Origin of the sequence: Corallococcus terminator (assembly GCF_003611635.1) — a bacterium.
In the GTDB taxonomy this organism is placed as follows: domain Bacteria; phylum Myxococcota; class Myxococcia; order Myxococcales; family Myxococcaceae; genus Corallococcus; species Corallococcus terminator.
Genome location: NZ_RAVZ01000258.1, coordinates 1 through 14,720, shown reverse-complemented (window position 1 = coordinate 14,720; position 14,720 = coordinate 1). Strand labels below are relative to the sequence as shown.

Below are 14,720 nucleotides of genomic sequence, written 5' to 3'. Positions count from 1 at the left end.
GCGGGTTTCCGCGGTGGTGGGCGCGCCGGGGGTGTTGGACGCGGGGGCGACCACCTCCACGGGCTGGGCCTTCAGTGCGCGGGCTTCGGCCGACTTGGTGGTGAGGGTGGTGTCCAGGCCCTTGGCGAAGCTCACGACCTGGGGGTCCGTGCCGGACGTGCCCAGCTTGCGCAGCGACTTCCAGAACGGGTGCTCCGTGTCGCCGTTGCGCACCAGGCCCCGGGCCAGCAGCGTGGTGGCGGCGTCGCGCTCCGCGGCGCTGGACGTGCGCAGGGTCGTGACCAGTTCCTGCGGCGCCGTGCGGGCGACTTCGCCCATGCCGCTGGCCATCTCCACCTGCGCGTCCAGGTCGCCGGAGAGGGCGGAGGCGCGGCACAGCTCCATCACCCGGGCCATGGCCTCCGTATTGCCGCCCGCGGCCAGCTCCACCATGGAGCTGACGCCGGGCACGCCGACCTCCAGCGTGTGCGCCACCTGCCGCAGCCGGCCGTAGACGTCGTCGCCCGCGGAGTAGCTGTCCAGGAGCGTGCGCGTGCCCAGGTAGTCGTGCGGGTTGGACTGGTAGAGGCTCTCCGCCAGCACCGCGCGCACGGCGGGGTCGCGCTCGCTGCGCCACGCGGTGCGCAGGAAGCCGATGTTGCGTTGATCGCGCTGCTTGCCCAGCTCCAGGTACGTCTTGATGCGGTTGGCGACGTCCGCCGTGGCGCTCGCGACGGCCTTGGGCCCATCCGCGAGCGAGGCCACCGCGGTGCCCGGCCCCAGGGTGGAGCCGGTGGCGGCCACCGCTGCGCCCAGCGCATCCATGCCCGCGACGACGGGGCCCGCGCGGCCCGCGTAGTCATTGACCATGATGGAGAAGGAGAACTTCTCTCCGCCCGCGGACTGCACGTAGCCGCTGAGCGCGGAGACACCTTCCAGGGTGCCCGTCTTGGCGCGCAGCCGGCCCACGGCGTCCGTGCCGTCGAAGCGGTACTTGAGCGTGCCGTCCTTGCCGGCGATGCCCAGCGAGGACATGTACTCCGGAGCCAGCGGGAAGCGCTCGTACATGTGGCGCAACAGCCGGTCCATCTGCGCGGTGGAGAAGCGGTTGGCGTCGTTCAGACCGCTGCCGTTCTTCATCACGTAGGTGCCGCGCGACAGGCCCACGTCACGCTCCAGGAACTCCTCCACCACGTCGATGCCCTTGGCGAACGAGCCGGGCGCGCCACGCAGCTCCGCGCCCATCGTCTTGAGGAGCGTCTCCGCGACGAAGTTGCTGGAGAGCTTGTTGAGGCGCTTGAGGACGATGTCGAACGTGTCGGACTGGGACACGTGCACCATGCGGGCGCGCGACGGCGTCAGGCCCTGCTTCACCTTGCCCTTCACCTTCACGCCGCGCGAGACGAGCAGTTGCTTGAGCGTGTTGCCGAAGTACAGGGGCGGGCTGTCGATCTTCTTCCAGACGCTCACCGCGCCGCGCTCGTCGGGCACCTGGCCCTTCACGACGATCTTCTGCCGGTCCCCGAACGCGTCGGACTTCACGGACACGCGCCGCGCGCGGCCGGGGCCGCTGGTGACGGTGTTCTCCACGAGGAAGAAGTCGCTGGGCGGCTCCATGTCCACCACGGCCTTGCCGCCGGGACCGGAGCGCACGTAGACGGCCACCGCGTTCCAGTTGAGGCTCACCGCGCCGGTGGGCGCCATGTACGCGCGGTCGGAGTCCTCCTGGTCATAGCCGGGCGGGGTGCGCTCGGGATCGAACCAGGAGTCGTCCACGATGATGTCCTGCACCTCGCGCAGGCCCGCGTGGAGCAGCTCGGAGGTGATGCCGTACAGGCGCTCCGTGGTGATGGTGGGGTCGCCCTTGCCGCGCACGTAGAGCGTCTTGACCTTGCCGTCGGTGGGCAGCTCCGGCTCGACGAGGAACTCCGTCTCGTAGCGGTATTCGGGCCCCAGGGCCACGAGCGCCGCAGAGGACGTGACGAGCTTCACGTTGGAGGCGGGGTTGAGCAGTTCGTCGGCGTTGTGGCTGAACACCACGGTGCCATCGTCCAGGCTCTGCATGTGCACGCCGACGCGGCTGCTCTTGAGCGCGGTGCGCTGCATGACCTGCACGAGCGCGTTCTTCAGCGCCTCGCGTTCAGCCTTTTTGTCGTTGGACGGCGACGCGGCAAGGGTGGCGGACGGCAGCCACAAGGCAATGGCGGTCGCTGCCCAGAAGGGTCTGGCTCGAAAAACCTGCACGCACGCTCCGGGGAAGTCGCGAACCATTATGAAGAAGGGATGAAAGGGGCGGCAAGGGTGGGGGCCCGGCGACTTGCACGCCTGGGCGCTCGCTCTTCCAGAAGAAGGCATGCCCGCCTGCCTGCTTCCTGGAAACCGAGAGGATGCTGTCGCAGCATGGACGTTCCCCCTGACATCCGGTCCGTGACAGAAGCCATGCCTCCCCTGCCCTTCCGCGCCGCCGTCCGGGTGGTGTCCGCCACGCTGGCCCTGTTGCTTTACGCCGGCTGCCGCGAAAAAGCGCCCCCGGCCGGAATCACGGTGTTGCTGGAGGCGCCACCGGACAGTCTGGATGACCGCTTCGCCCTCACGGCCCATGGACAACGGCTGGCGCAGCTCATCAGCCCGGGGTTGCTCACCTTCGACGACGCCAGCTCCCCGGTGCCCCAACTGGCGGAGTCCTTTCGTGACGTGTCCGCCACGGTGGTGGAGTTCGTCCTGCGGCCGGGCCTCACCTTCCACGACGGCACCGCCCTCACCGCCGAGGACGTGAAGGCCACCTATGACAGCCTGCGCGACCCGGCGCTGGGCAGTCCCAAGCGCGAACGGTACGAACCCCTGGAGCGGGTGGAGGTGGTGGATGCCCGCACGGTGCGCTTCCACCTGAAGCGCCCCTACGCGCCCCTCCTCGCGGAACTTTCCGCGGCCATCCTCCCCGCCGAGCGCGCTGGCCCCCAGGGCATCGAGGCCCAGGCCACGCACCCGGTGGGCGCGGGCCCCTTCCGCTTCGAGTCCTGGCCGGACGAGGAGCACCTGACGCTCACGCCCTTCGCGGGCTGGCACGGCGGGACGCCCGCCCTCTCGCGGCTGACGTTCCGGGTGGTGCGGGACGAGACGACGCGGGTGCTGGAGCTGCTCAAGGGTCGGGCGGATCTGGTGGTCAACGGGGTGTCCCCGGCGGTGCTGCCCGCGCTCCGGGAGGCGCCGCACCTGCGCGTGGTGACGAAGCCGGGCACGGGCTTCACCTACGTGGGCATCAACCTGCGCGAGGGGCCGCTCGCGGACGTGCGCGTGCGGCAGGCGCTGTGCCACCTCATCGACGTGGGCCCGCTGGTGGAGCACAAGCTGCACGGGTTGGCGGAGCCCGCATCCAGCATGCTGCCGAGGGCGCACTGGGCGTTCACGGCCACGCCCGCGTGCGGGTATTCACCGGAGGAGGCGGGGCGGCTGCTGGATGCGGCGGGGTATCCGGATCCGGATGGGCCGGGAGGGCAGCCCCGGCTGGCGTTCACCTTCAAGACGAGCACGGACCGGTTCCGGCGCGCGGTGGCGCTGGTGCTCAAGGAGCAGCTTGCTCGGGGGGGCGTGGCCATCGAGGTGCGCGGGCTGGAGTTCGGCACGTTCTTCGACGACGTGCGCCGGGGCCGCTTCGAGTTGTTCACGTTGAAGTGGGCCGCCGTGATGGAACCGGACCTGCTGAGAGGCGCGTTCCATTCCGGGAACATCCCCGGGCCGGAGAACCACTGGGGCGGCTTCAACCGGGGCGCGCTGAAGGACCCCGCGCTGGACCGCATGCTGGACGCGGCGACGCAGGCGCCCCGCGAGGAGCGGCGGGCGCTGTATGCCCAGGCGCAGCAGGAGCTGGATGCGGTCCTGCCCGTCATTCCCCTGTGGCACGAGTCCAGTGTGGCAGTGGTGTCGTCGAGGCTCGTGGACTTCGAGCCCAGCGCGCACGGATTGCTCACGCCGTTGGCGAGGGCACGGGAAGTAACGCCTTCGTCTGGCGCAGGGAGGACGCCGTGAGGAAGCGATTGGTGTCGGCGGCCATCGCGCTCGTCGGGGCGCTGCTGCTGGTGTCGCTGTTCCTGTACCTCGTGCCCGGGGATCCGGTGGACGTGATGCTGGGGGAACAGGCGACGCAGGTGGACCGCGCGGCGCTGCGGCGGGCGGTGGGCTTGGACCTGCCCTGGTATGAGCAGCTCTGGACGTTCACCCGCGACCTGGCCACGGGGGAGCTGCGCACGTCGCTGCCTCCGTTTCAGCGCAAGGTGCTGCCGGCCCTGGGCGCGGCGCTGCCGTACACGCTGCTGCTCACGGTGGCGGCGATGGCCGTGTCCTTGTTGCTGGCGCTGCCCCTGGGCGTGATGGCGGCGGCGCGGCGGGGTACTCCGGTGGATGCGGCGGCGATGGGCGTGTCGGTGGCCGGGGTCGCCCTGCCCCGCTTCTGGCTGGGACCGGTGCTCATCATCCTGTTCGCGCTGAAGCTGGACTGGTTGCCCGTGTCGGGCGCGGAGTCGTGGCGGCACCTCGTGCTGCCGGCGTTCACGCTGGGCACCGCGCTGGCCGCGTTCCTCGCTCGGATGACCCGCGCGACGATGCTGGAGGCCCTGCGGGAGGACTACGTCACCGTGGCCCGGGCCAAGGGACTGTCGCCTCGCGTGGTGCTGTGGAAGCACGCCTTCCGCAACGCGCTGCTGCCGCTGGTGACGGTGCTGGGCCTGGAGTTCGGCGCGCTGCTGGGCGGCGCCATCGTGACGGAGAAGGTGTTCGCGTGGCCGGGCATGGGCACGCTGCTGCTCACCGCCATCGAGAAGCGCGACTACAACACCGTGCGCGCCACCGTGCTGCTCTTCACCTTCTGCTACGTGATGGTGAACACGCTCACCGACGCGGCCTATGCGTGGGTCGATCCTCGCGTGCGGAGGCGCTCATGAGCGGGGCTCGCCGTTTCCGGTTGCAGTCGTGGGGGGCCCGGTTCGGGCTCGCCGTGGCATGCCTCTGGGTGTTCACCGCGTTGTTCGCTCCGTGGCTCAGCCCCCATCCACCGGACGCCATCGACCTCACGCGGGAGCTGGCGCGACCGGGCCCGGGGCACCTGCTGGGCACGGGAGAGAATGGCATCGACGTGCTCACCCATGTGCTGCACGGTGCACGTGTGTCGCTGGAGGTGTCCTTCTTCGCCGTCCTGCTCTCGGGCGTGCTGGGCATCACGCTGGGCGGCATCGCGGGGTACGCGGGCGGGCTCGTGGATGAGGGCCTGATGCGGCTGGTGGACGTGCTGCTCGCCTTCCCCGGCATCCTGCTGGCGCTGTTCATCACCTCCGTGCTGGGTCCCAGTCTCACCAACGTCGTCTTCGCCCTCTCCTTCACCGGATGGACGGGCTACGCGCGACTGACGCGCGGGCAGGTGCTCACCCTGCGCGAGCGTGACTACGTGCAGGCCGCTCGCGCCCTGGGCAGTGGGCCCGGACGCATCCTCGTGCGGCACCTGTTGCCCAATGCCGCGGGGCCATTGCTCGTACAGGCAACGTTCGCGTTGCCGGGGGCCATCGTCGCGGAGGCGTCCCTGAGCTTCCTGGGCCTGGGCGTTCCTCCGGGCACTCCGTCATGGGGTGCGCTGGTGGACCAGGGAACGCAGTACCTGCTGGTGGCGCCGCATGTGGCCCTGTTCCCCGGCATCGCGCTGGCCGTCACCGTGCTGGGCTTCAACCTGCTGGGCGATGCGCTTCGCGACGCGATGGATCCGCGTCACCAGGGGCCGTGACGCTCGCGCTTGAAGCCCTGGGCCCTCCCTGGCAGGAAGCATGGGGCAGGACCTCTGGAGGTGATGCGCGATGAAGGCCGTGGTGCAGCGGGTGTTGGAAGCGTCGGTGACGGTGGACGGCCAGCGCGTGAGCGAGATGGGCCCCGGGCTGCTCGTGCTCCTGGGCGTGGGCAAGGGCGACACCGACGCGGACCTCGCGTGGATGGTGGAGAAGATTGCCCTGCTGCGCATCTTCGAGGACGCCGACGAGAAGATGAACCTGTCCCTGGAGGACACCTCCAAGCAGCTCATCGTCGTGAGCCAGTTCACCCTCTACGGAGATGCGCGCAAGGGCCGCCGGCCCAGCTTCATCGAGGCGATGGAGCCGGTCGCGGCCAAGGCCCTCTACGAGCGCGCGTGTGAAGCCCTGCGCAAGCGCGGCCTCACCGTGGGCACCGGCATCTTCGGCGCGGACATGAAGGTCGCGCTGGTGAACGACGGGCCCGTCACCATCCTGCTGGAGAGCCCGCCGAAGCCAGGCGCTCCGACCTAACGCACGTCCAGCGTGCGGCGGAAGAACGTCACGCCCTCCGCCTTCGTGCGCGACTGCGAGGCCCCGCGCGTCCCCGCCACCGGGTCCTTGCACAGCATGGCGATGACCTCGAAGCCCTTCGGATAGCACTCGGGCAGGAAGGTGAAGTGGCCCGCCTCCTCCAGCACCACAGTCGTGGTGGTCGCCGGAGGCAGCCGCCCGGACAACTGCATGCCGTGCTCCTGGTGCGGCATCAACTCGTCGCCCTTCGCGAGGATGAGCTCCACGGGCTTCTGGATGTCCGCCGTGTCCTGGGCCTCGAAGGAGGCCGCCATGCCCGGCGCCATCGCGAAGGCCGCCTTCACGCGCGGGTCCAGATACGACGCGCGCGATTCCTTCATGTCGATGCGGCGGTAGTCCACGTCGCGCAGGGCCTCGCAGCCAATCTCCTCGCGGGTGCCGGGCGTCGTGCAGCGCTTTTCAATCCACTCCAGGTTCAGCCGCAGCCCCACCAGCGCCATCGCCGTGTAGCCGCCCATCGAGTGCCCCGACGCACCGATGCGCTCCGGATCCACGCGCGGGCCCCACGTCGGATCCTTCAACAACTGATCGAGGATGACCGTGAAGTCCTTCGGCCGCTCATAGGCGCGCGCGAAGCCTTCCGGGCTCGTGTCCTTGTAGGAGTTGCCCGGGTGGTTCAGCGACAGGACGATGAAGCCGTGCGCCGCCAGGTGCGCACCGAACCAGGACAGGTCGATGCCCGACCCTCCGCTGCCGTGCGACAGCAGCACCAGCGGCCAGCGCGCCTGCGCGTCCGACAGCGGGGCGTCCTTCGCTCCGTAGAAGGGCTTGAACACGTCCGAGGGCGCGCGGTCATCCACCGGCGTGCTGGGCGCCACCGGGTACCAGATGAGCGGCTTCAGCGTACGGTGGCGGACCGCGTCCTCGAAGGACAGCGACTGGGTGACGCCCACCGCGTAGGCCGCATCCTTGCCGTAGAGCGACGCGACATCCGTGCGCGGAGCCTCCGCCTTCTTCGAGGAAGCACAGCCCGCCGCCAGCACGGCCGCGACCACGAAGGCCCCGCCCGTCATCCGGCGAACCGGGAGCCACGGGCGGAAGGCAGGGGAGGTGCGTCGCGAGCGGCGGTGCATGGACAGCTCCGGAAGAAGGGGCATGCAGCCGGAGCATGGCCGGGAATGGCTTGGCAAGGAAACCGGCTTCTCGGGAAGGCACGGAAGCGTCGGTGGCGTCGGAGCGACCCGCGCGACCACACCTTGGACAGGGCACGAGGCCCCTCTCCCCACCTACGCCTCGGAACAGGGCCCATCGCGGTGGGCCCCCGCGCCTCACAGCCGGACGGTCGTCCCTCGCGTCACCAGCGCCGCCAGCCCCTGCCTCGTCTGCGCCGCGGAGCGCAGGTGCAGGGTGAGCGCGCCCAGCTCACGGATCCACGTGGCCGCGTTGGGCCCCAGTCCGGAGAACAGCACGGAGAGCGGCGGCGGCTGGGCCACCTTGCCCGACCAATACCCCAGCACCTCGTCGCGCTCCGGCAGCGCCGGCAGCTTCATCCGCTCCTGTTCGCGCGCCAGCAACCGCTCCAGCTTGCGCGGCAGGTTCACCTGCCAGTGCGCCACCGTGCGCGCCGGCCTCCAGGCCCAGTCCGCGAACGCGAACCGCTCCTTGGCCGCGTACTCACCCCGGCCCTGCGTGACGAAGACGCGGTCCGGCGGAAACTCCGGGAATGGATCCCACTGCCCGGCCAGGAGCGACGCCAGTCCCTGGTCCCCAGGAGGCCGCAGGCGGAAGCTGTCCCGCACCGCCCGTGCCGCCTTGGTGTCCCAGTACGGATAGGCCGGGTCCTCCACCATCAGCGCCAGGTTCAGCGCCTCATCCCATTCGTCTGCGTAGCCCCCGTGCGCGCCGCCCACCTCCCAGCCGCCCGGCGCCTCCTGCCAGGGCTGGAAGACGAGCCGGTCCACCAGGTCCATCCACCCATCCGAGTCGAGCGCCCCCACGCCTCCCGGCATCGCCGACATGGACAGCCGCTGGCAGAGCGTGAAGGCCTGCGGGTCGCCCAACTGGCTCGCCAGCAGCTCCAGGGCGCCGGAGGCATCCCCCATGGCGCGCTGGAAGAACGGCAGCACCTGCTCGTGGAAGAAGCGGTCGTTGATGGGACGCAGGACGACGTCCATGGTGGGGCGCCTTCCTGTGCGGCCTTCAGGGCCGCGCGTCTTCCTGGACGATGAGGGCGTGGATGTCCGACGCCGTGGGGGCTTCCAGGATGGCGGCCCGGAAGCGCGGATTCTTGAACAGGCGCGAGATGCGGGCGAGCGCCTTCAGGTGCACCCCCGCGCTGTTCTCGGGCGCCACCAGCGCGAAGAACAGGTGCGTGGGCTTGCCGTCGATGGCCTCGAAGTCCACCCCCGTGCGCGACACGCAGAAGGCCGCCTGGAGACTGTCCATGCCCGCCAGCTTGCCGTGGGGGATGGCCACACCCTCGCCAATGCCCGTGCTGCCCAGCTTCTCCCGCTCCTGGAGCACCGCCACCAGCCGGTCCTCGCGCAAACTCGGATGCGCCCGCACCAGCGTGGCACTCAGCTCGCGCAGCACCTCCGGCTTCGTGCGGGCCTGCATGTCCGCGACGACTGCTTGGGGGCTGAGGAAATCGGCGATTCTCAATGGCGCTCCCGCACTGGCGCTCCGGGCCGGCAATGATTCCTCGGCCGGCAATTACTCCTCACACTGGATTCGCGCAAGGGTCGCCTGGGTGGTGGAAAGCGCTTCGCTCACTGCGCATCAGCCCCCGAGGCCTCCGCTGACTTCGCGGACCCCTCCGGGGGCGTCCCCCGTGCCCACGGCTTCCCTTCCCGCCCCCCGCGCGTGAGCGGCGTGGGGGGCGGACCGGACTCCTGCTTTCCGAACCCCAGGCCCGAGCTTCGGACCTGGAAGGTCGGGTCAGGTGCCGGTGGCGGCCACTGCTTCCGAGGGCAGGTGCGGCTCGATGAGCCCGAACCCGCCTTCCTTGCGGCGGTAGACGATGGACAACGCGTGCGACTGCTGGTTCTGGAACACGTAGAAGTCGTTGTTCATCAGGTTCATCTGCATCACCGCGTCGTCCACCGACAGCGACTGGATGGCCAGATGCGTGGTGCGCACCAGGCGCGCGATCCCCGACTCGGCCGCCTGCGCGGTGTCGTTCGAGGCCTCGGTGCTGGACGCCTGCGCCGCCTGGGCGGGTTCGGTGGACTCCAGCGACTCGGAGACCTCGAAGACGTCGTGGCGGACCTTGAGGCTGTTCACCAGGTCCTGACGGTGGTGGACCTTCTCCTTGCCGTGATGCGTCTTGAGCTTGTCGCGGTAGCGGCGCAGTTGGCGCTCGATCTTGTCCATCGCCAGGTCGATGGAGGCGTACATGTCATCGCTCTTCTCGCGGCCTCGGAGGATCCAGGCGCCCGAGTGGATGGTGATGTCCGCGTGGTGCAGGTGCCGCTCCAGCGACAGGACCACGTGGGCCTCTCCAGCCCGGTCCAACAGTCGGTTCACCCGATCGACCTTTTCACGGGCGTATTCCTTCAGGGAATCCGACGCTCCGAACTGACGGAAGGTGATGTTGAGCTGCATGCGTGGTCGCCTCCTAGGGAGAGAGGTAAGCTCCGTCACAGATCAGAGACGGAGCCCACGCCGAAAGCAACCCGGCCCCCCACGTAGGAACTTCCCGTCCACGACACGCGGCCGCGCAAGCGACCGCCAGAGGACACGTGTTGTGTCCACTGCACACCACGTGAAGGGGATTCCGACCCGAGTCCCATTTTCCGGCCCGGGCCCTGCGTTTCACCCTGTCACGCGAGCAGCATGTCGTCGGTGACACCTGTCACTTCGCCAGCACTTCGCCATTGACGAAACGCGAAGGCTTCAGGGCACCACGGCGATGACGAAGTCCTGCGAGTGGAAGAGGGTGCCGTCGCACGAGGCCACGCCCACGCACTCGCGCACGATGCCCGCGAGGCTCGCCTCCATGCTGAGCAGGTGGTTCGCCTGCGGCGTGGTGGCCGGAATCGTGATGCCCACCTTGCCGCCCTCCTGCGTGGCGGTGAGGGTGCCGGGCGCCCTGCCCCCTTCGCGCATGATCATCACGCTGACGGGACCGGGCACCTCCGTGGCCGGCTCCCAGAGAAAGTCGTACGTCTGCCCGACGCGCAGCTTGTCCGGGGTGCCCTCGCCCTGGAACGTGAAGCTGCGCTTGGCCTTGGCGCCCTGGAGCACCAGGCGGACGGTGTGGGTCGCGTCCTGGAGCTGCACGGTGAGGTCGCTCACCGGCTCACGGCTCCAGGCGCCCGGGTCGTAGTTGAAGTACGCGCGGCTGTTCTCGCACGCGTCCCCGCGCCCGCCCACCTCCGACGCGCCGCCCGGCACCACCGTCATGGGCTCGCCGTTGAGGGTGGCCGTCACGTCGTCCGCGAAGCGCGAACACGGACCGTCCACCACGGAGTAGCTGACGGTGAAGCGGTGCGCGCCCTGCGCATCCGGGTTCTCCTCGTCGTCCACGTCCGTCAGCGCGTAGGTGAGCGTGCGGTCCGACAGTTCCGCGAGCGACATCACCTTCGTCTCGCCGCCGCCACAGCCCACCAGCGACACGAGCGCCCCAAGGGCTCCAAATGCACGAACGGTCCAGCGAGGCAGCGAAGAAGACACGGGAAGGGACATAGGGCCCGCGACCCTATCACTCCCGCGCGAGCAGTCCCGTGAGCCGTGCCTGCACCCCTGCCCACTCCGTGTCGAGAATGCTGTAGTACGCGCTGTCGCGCACGATGCCGCCCCTCACCAGCATGTGGTTGCGCAGGATGCCCTCGAACGTGGCCCCCAGCCGCTCGATGGCTGCCCGCGAGCGCACGTTGCGCCGGTCGGTCTTCAACTGCACGCGCATCGCCGCCAGGGTGTCGAACGCGTGGCGCAGGAGCAGGAACTTGCACTCGGTGTTCACCCGCGAGCGCCACACCCGCCGTCCCAGCCACGTGGAGCCGATTTCAAGCGTGCGGAAGTCGCGCTGGATCTCCATGAAGCGCGTGGTGCCCACCACGTCCCCGCCTTCGCGCAGGCAGATGGCGAAGGGCTGTTCGGTGCCCGCGGCCCGGGCCTTGAGCGCGGAGGCGACGTAGTCCGCCACGTCCGCTTCCGTGCGCAGCACGCGTGAGAAGTGCGTGAACAGCTCCGGTTCGCAGAGCGCCGCGAGCGCGGGCACGTGGTCGGTGCTCAACGGCACCAGCCGCACCGTGGTCCCCTCCAGCGTGACGGGAGGGACGACCAGGGGCACGGGCTCCCGGCGGGGAGCGTCGGCGTCACCGGGGAAGGAAGGCGGGGGCACGGGGTCCATGGACCGCTTCATGCCCCAACTCCGGCCCTGTTGTGCAGGGCCGGTCGGGACAAAGCGCTAGTAGTAGCGCTTGCGCTTGCTGCTGGGGAGGATGCCCAGCACCTCGCGGTACTTGGCCACCGTGCGCCGGGCGATTTCGGTGCCCTGCGAGCGCAAGAGCTCGACGATCTTCTGGTCCGAGTACGGGTTGCGCGAGTCTTCCTGCGACACGAGCTGCTTGATGTGGTGCTTCACCGCTTCGCTGGCCGTGTCCTCGCCGGACACGCGCGCGATGGACGAGTTGAAGAAGTACTTCAGCTCGAAGATGCCCTGCGGCGTATGCACGTACTTGCTCGTCGTCACGCGGCTGACGGTGGACTCGTGCATGCCGATGTCCTCCGCCACGTCGCGCAGGATGAGGGGCTTCAAGTGCGCGATGCCCTTGTCCAGGAAGTCCTTCTGGAACTTCACGATGCTCTCGGTGACCTTGTAGATGGTCCGCTGCCGCTGGTGGATGGAGCGGATGAGCCACATCGCGCTGCGCAGCTTGTCCTGGATGAAGTCCTTCGTCTGGCCGGGGCTCACGGCGCCGTTCTTCAGCGCGTTCCGATACATGCCGGAGATGCGCAGCTTGGACAGGCCGTCGTCGTTGAGGACGACCGTGTAGTCCTCCTCGCCCAGCTTGTAGACGAAGACATCCGGGGTGATGTACTGCGCGTCGTCCCCGCTGAAGTTGCGGCCCGGCCGCGGGTCCAGCTTGGGCAGGAGCCTCGCCGCCGCCACGACCTCTTCCAGGGTGACCTTGAGGTCCTTGGCGATGGCCGGCAGGTTCTTGGATTCCAGGTACTTCATGTGCCGCTTGATGATGAGGCCCATGAGCGCGGCGCTCGGGTCCTTCATCGCCTGGAGCTGGATGAGCAGGCACTCCTGGAGGTCGCGCGCGCCACAGCCGCGGGGCTCCAGGTTCTGGATGCGGCGCAGGGTGCGCTCGGCGACGTGCATGGGCACGTCCGCTTCGTTGGACAGGCGGATGAGCGGGTCGCCTTCGATGTCCGGGAGCTTGAGGTAGCCGTCGTCGTCCAGGTTGCCCAGGATGAGCACCGCCACGCGGCGCTCGGCCTCGTTGAGCCGCAGCGTGCCCAACTGCTCCTGGAGGTGGTCGACCAGGTCCTCCTTCTTCACCATGTTGGCTTCGAACGACGGCAGGTCGTCCGTGGCCACGTTGCCCTTGTTGGAGGCGGTGGTGGGCTCGTTGAACTGGTAGCTGTTGAGGTACGCCTCCCAGTCGATTTCCGGCGGGCCTTCCCCGTCCGCCTTGAAATCCTGGGCCGTCTCGGGATTCGCGGAAGGCATGTCGCCGTCGCGAATGGCCTCGGCGTTGTCGGCCTCCAGCGAGGCCTCGCCCGGCTCCTTCTCGCTCACCTCGCCCGGCATGCCCTCCTCGGGCTGCTCCAGGAGCGGGTTCTGCTCCATCTCCTCCCGGACCTGGTCCAGGAGTTCCATCCGAGAGAGCTGGAGGAGCTTGATGGCCTGCTGCAACTGGGGGGTCATCACCAGTTGCTGCGAGAGCTTCAGGCTCTGTTTGAGTTCCATCGCCATGTGGGGGCGTCTCCAGAAGACGTACGTGCCGACTCGATGGGGGTTCCCATCAAGGACCGTGCCAACCTAACAAGGCGATCCGGCTACGTCCAGTGCCCCTCCACATGGTTCTTGATTTGCAGTGTGAAAAATCCGCAAGAAATCCAGAAGGTTGCCACAACCCCCGCCTGCTTGCCCTGTGTTCAAACGTCGACGCAAAAGCGGGGCCAACTTCACGCTGAGCATCTGGAGACGTACGAAGAGTGCGAAGGGTCAGGGGGCCTGGAGACGGAAACGGTCTCCCAGGTAGACGGCGCGCGCACGGGCGGACCCGGCGATCTGCGCGGGGGTCCCCTCTTCGAGAATCTGACCCTGTGCGATGATGTAGGCCCGGTCACAGATGCCCAGGGTGTCCTGGACGTTGTGGTCGGTGATGAGGATGCCCAGGCCCCGCTCGCGCAGCAGGTGGATCTGCCGCTGGAGGTCGCCCACGTTGATGGGGTCCACGCCGGCGAAGGGCTCGTCGAAGAGGATGAAGCGGGGGGAAGGGATGAGGCTGCGGGCGATTTCGGCGCGTCGGCGCTCGCCACCGGAGAGGGTTTCTCCCCAGGACTCGGCGACGTGGGTGAGGCCGAACTCCTCCAGGAGGGTGTCGGCGCGCTTCTTGCGGTCGGCGCTGCCCAGACCCTTCTCCAGCTCCAGCACGGCGAGGAAGTTCTCGCGCACCGTGAGCTTGCGGAAGACGGAGGCCTCCTGCGGCAGGTAGCCCACGCCCCGGCGCGCGCGGCGGTGCATGGGCAGGTGGGTGAGGTCCTCGTCGCCCACGCGCACCCGGCCCGCGTCCGGCGTCACCAGCCCCACCACCATGTTGAAGCTGGTGGTCTTGCCGGCGCCGTTGGGGCCCAGCAGGCCCACCACCTCACCGGGGGCGACGTTGAAGGAGACGTCCCGCACCACCTGGCGGCGGCGGAAGGACTTCTGGAGCCCATCCGCGTACAGCCTCGCGCCCGGGGTCATGGAGGCGTGCTCCCGGGCGCGGGGGTGGCGGCTCCCGGCTTGGGCGCGGCGGGCGCCTTCTTGCGGGTGCCGGGAACAGCGGTGGAGGCCGGGGACTCCACGAGGATGCGGGCGTTCTCCACCTCCACGCGCTCGTTGCCCAGGATGAGGCGGACCTTGGTGCCGGTGACGTAGGTGTTGCCCTGGCGCGCTTCGGGGGAGCCCGTCACCACCAGCACGCCGGAGGGGACATCGTAGTCGGCGCGCTCGCCCCGGGCCTGCCGGTCGCCGTCCACGGCGCGCACGTTGCCGGAGCACACCACGCGCGTCACTTCGCGCGTGGAGTTGTAATAGGCGGTCATCTTGTCGCAGCGGATGTCCATCGTCTGGTGCTTCACCTTCACGTTGCCGGTGAGCACCGCCTGGGTGCGGTCGCCGGAGACGAGATCCGCGGACAGGCCCACCGGGTTCTGCAGCTTGCCGGGGGCCAGCGAGACGCCCGGCGCGGGGAGCGGCGCGGCCGGAGGGGGCGGCGC

General features: G+C 69.3%; 14 protein-coding genes. 4 read left to right on the top strand and 10 right to left on the bottom strand.

All coding sequences use genetic code 11. The features are described 5' to 3' along the window. On the bottom strand, positions 1 to 2,223 hold a 2,223-nt coding region (dacB, locus tag D7V88_RS29565), incomplete at its 3' end, for a D-alanyl-D-alanine carboxypeptidase/D-alanyl-D-alanine endopeptidase (protein ID WP_120543966.1). Between the two features lie 156 nt (positions 2,224 to 2,379). Between dacB and D7V88_RS29560 the strand changes: the two genes are divergently transcribed. The 4 genes from D7V88_RS29560 to dtd all read left to right on the top strand — a co-directional run bounded on the left by D7V88_RS29560 (position 2,380) and on the right by dtd (position 6,278). Continuing rightward, positions 2,380 to 4,005: an ABC transporter substrate-binding protein gene (locus tag D7V88_RS29560; RefSeq protein WP_120543965.1), complete on the top strand. Its 1,626-nt coding sequence runs from the start codon at positions 2,380 to 2,382 to the stop codon at positions 4,003 to 4,005. Beyond that, on the top strand, positions 4,002 to 4,916 hold the full coding sequence (locus tag D7V88_RS29555) for an ABC transporter permease (protein WP_120543964.1): 915 nt from the start codon (positions 4,002 to 4,004) through the stop codon (positions 4,914 to 4,916). Before D7V88_RS29560 ends, D7V88_RS29555 begins: the two co-directional genes overlap by 4 nt. Further along, a complete protein-coding gene (locus D7V88_RS29550; protein WP_120543963.1) occupies positions 4,913 to 5,746 on the top strand; it encodes an ABC transporter permease in 834 nt (277 codons plus the stop codon). Before D7V88_RS29555 ends, D7V88_RS29550 begins: the two co-directional genes overlap by 4 nt. Positions 5,747 to 5,816: 70 nt before the next feature. Then, positions 5,817 to 6,278 (top strand): D-aminoacyl-tRNA deacylase, encoded by a 462-nt coding sequence (gene dtd, locus D7V88_RS29545; protein ID WP_120543962.1) that lies wholly within the window; start codon positions 5,817 to 5,819, stop codon positions 6,276 to 6,278. On the opposite strand, the gene D7V88_RS29540 is transcribed toward dtd, so the two are convergent. The 9 genes from D7V88_RS29540 to D7V88_RS29500 all read right to left on the bottom strand — a co-directional run. After that, on the bottom strand, positions 6,275 to 7,435 hold the full coding sequence (locus D7V88_RS29540) for an alpha/beta hydrolase family protein (protein ID WP_244238469.1): 1,161 nt from the start codon (positions 7,433 to 7,435) through the stop codon (positions 6,275 to 6,277). The two genes, dtd and D7V88_RS29540, sit on opposite strands and share 4 nt — an antisense overlap. A 171-nt stretch (positions 7,436 to 7,606) precedes the next feature. Continuing rightward, positions 7,607 to 8,452, bottom strand: a complete 846-nt coding sequence (locus tag D7V88_RS29535) for a hypothetical protein (protein WP_120543960.1) — start codon at positions 8,450 to 8,452, stop codon at positions 7,607 to 7,609. Between the two features lie 25 nt (positions 8,453 to 8,477). Then, entirely contained in the window at positions 8,478 to 8,939 is a 462-nt protein-coding gene (locus tag D7V88_RS29530; RefSeq protein WP_120543959.1) for a PTS sugar transporter subunit IIA, read from the bottom strand. A gap of 276 nt (positions 8,940 to 9,215) precedes the next feature. Further along, a complete protein-coding gene (gene hpf / locus D7V88_RS29525; RefSeq protein WP_120543958.1) occupies positions 9,216 to 9,881 on the bottom strand; it encodes a ribosome hibernation-promoting factor, HPF/YfiA family in 666 nt (221 codons plus the stop codon). Positions 9,882 to 10,172: 291 nt separating this feature from the next. Then, entirely contained in the window at positions 10,173 to 10,964 is a 792-nt protein-coding gene (locus tag D7V88_RS29520) for a hypothetical protein (protein WP_120543957.1), read from the bottom strand. A 16-nt stretch (positions 10,965 to 10,980) separates the two neighbouring features. After that, the gene (locus D7V88_RS29515) at positions 10,981 to 11,643 is read right to left on the bottom strand and encodes a GNAT family N-acetyltransferase (protein WP_120543956.1); all 663 of its coding nucleotides are present in this window, start codon (positions 11,641 to 11,643) and stop codon (positions 10,981 to 10,983) included. Positions 11,644 to 11,688: 45 nt separating this feature from the next. Then, positions 11,689 to 13,209 carry an RNA polymerase factor sigma-54 gene (gene rpoN, locus D7V88_RS29510; protein WP_120543955.1) on the bottom strand — a complete coding sequence of 507 codons (1,521 nt, stop codon included), beginning with the start codon at positions 13,207 to 13,209 and terminating at the stop codon, positions 11,689 to 11,691. 252 nt (positions 13,210 to 13,461) lie between these two features. Continuing rightward, entirely contained in the window at positions 13,462 to 14,205 is a 744-nt protein-coding gene (gene lptB / locus D7V88_RS29505) for an LPS export ABC transporter ATP-binding protein (RefSeq protein ID WP_120543954.1), read from the bottom strand. Next, a partial coding sequence (locus D7V88_RS29500; RefSeq protein WP_120543953.1) for an LptA/OstA family protein occupies positions 14,202 to 14,720 on the bottom strand: 519 nt, incomplete at its 5' end. The genes lptB and D7V88_RS29500, both read right to left, overlap by 4 nt.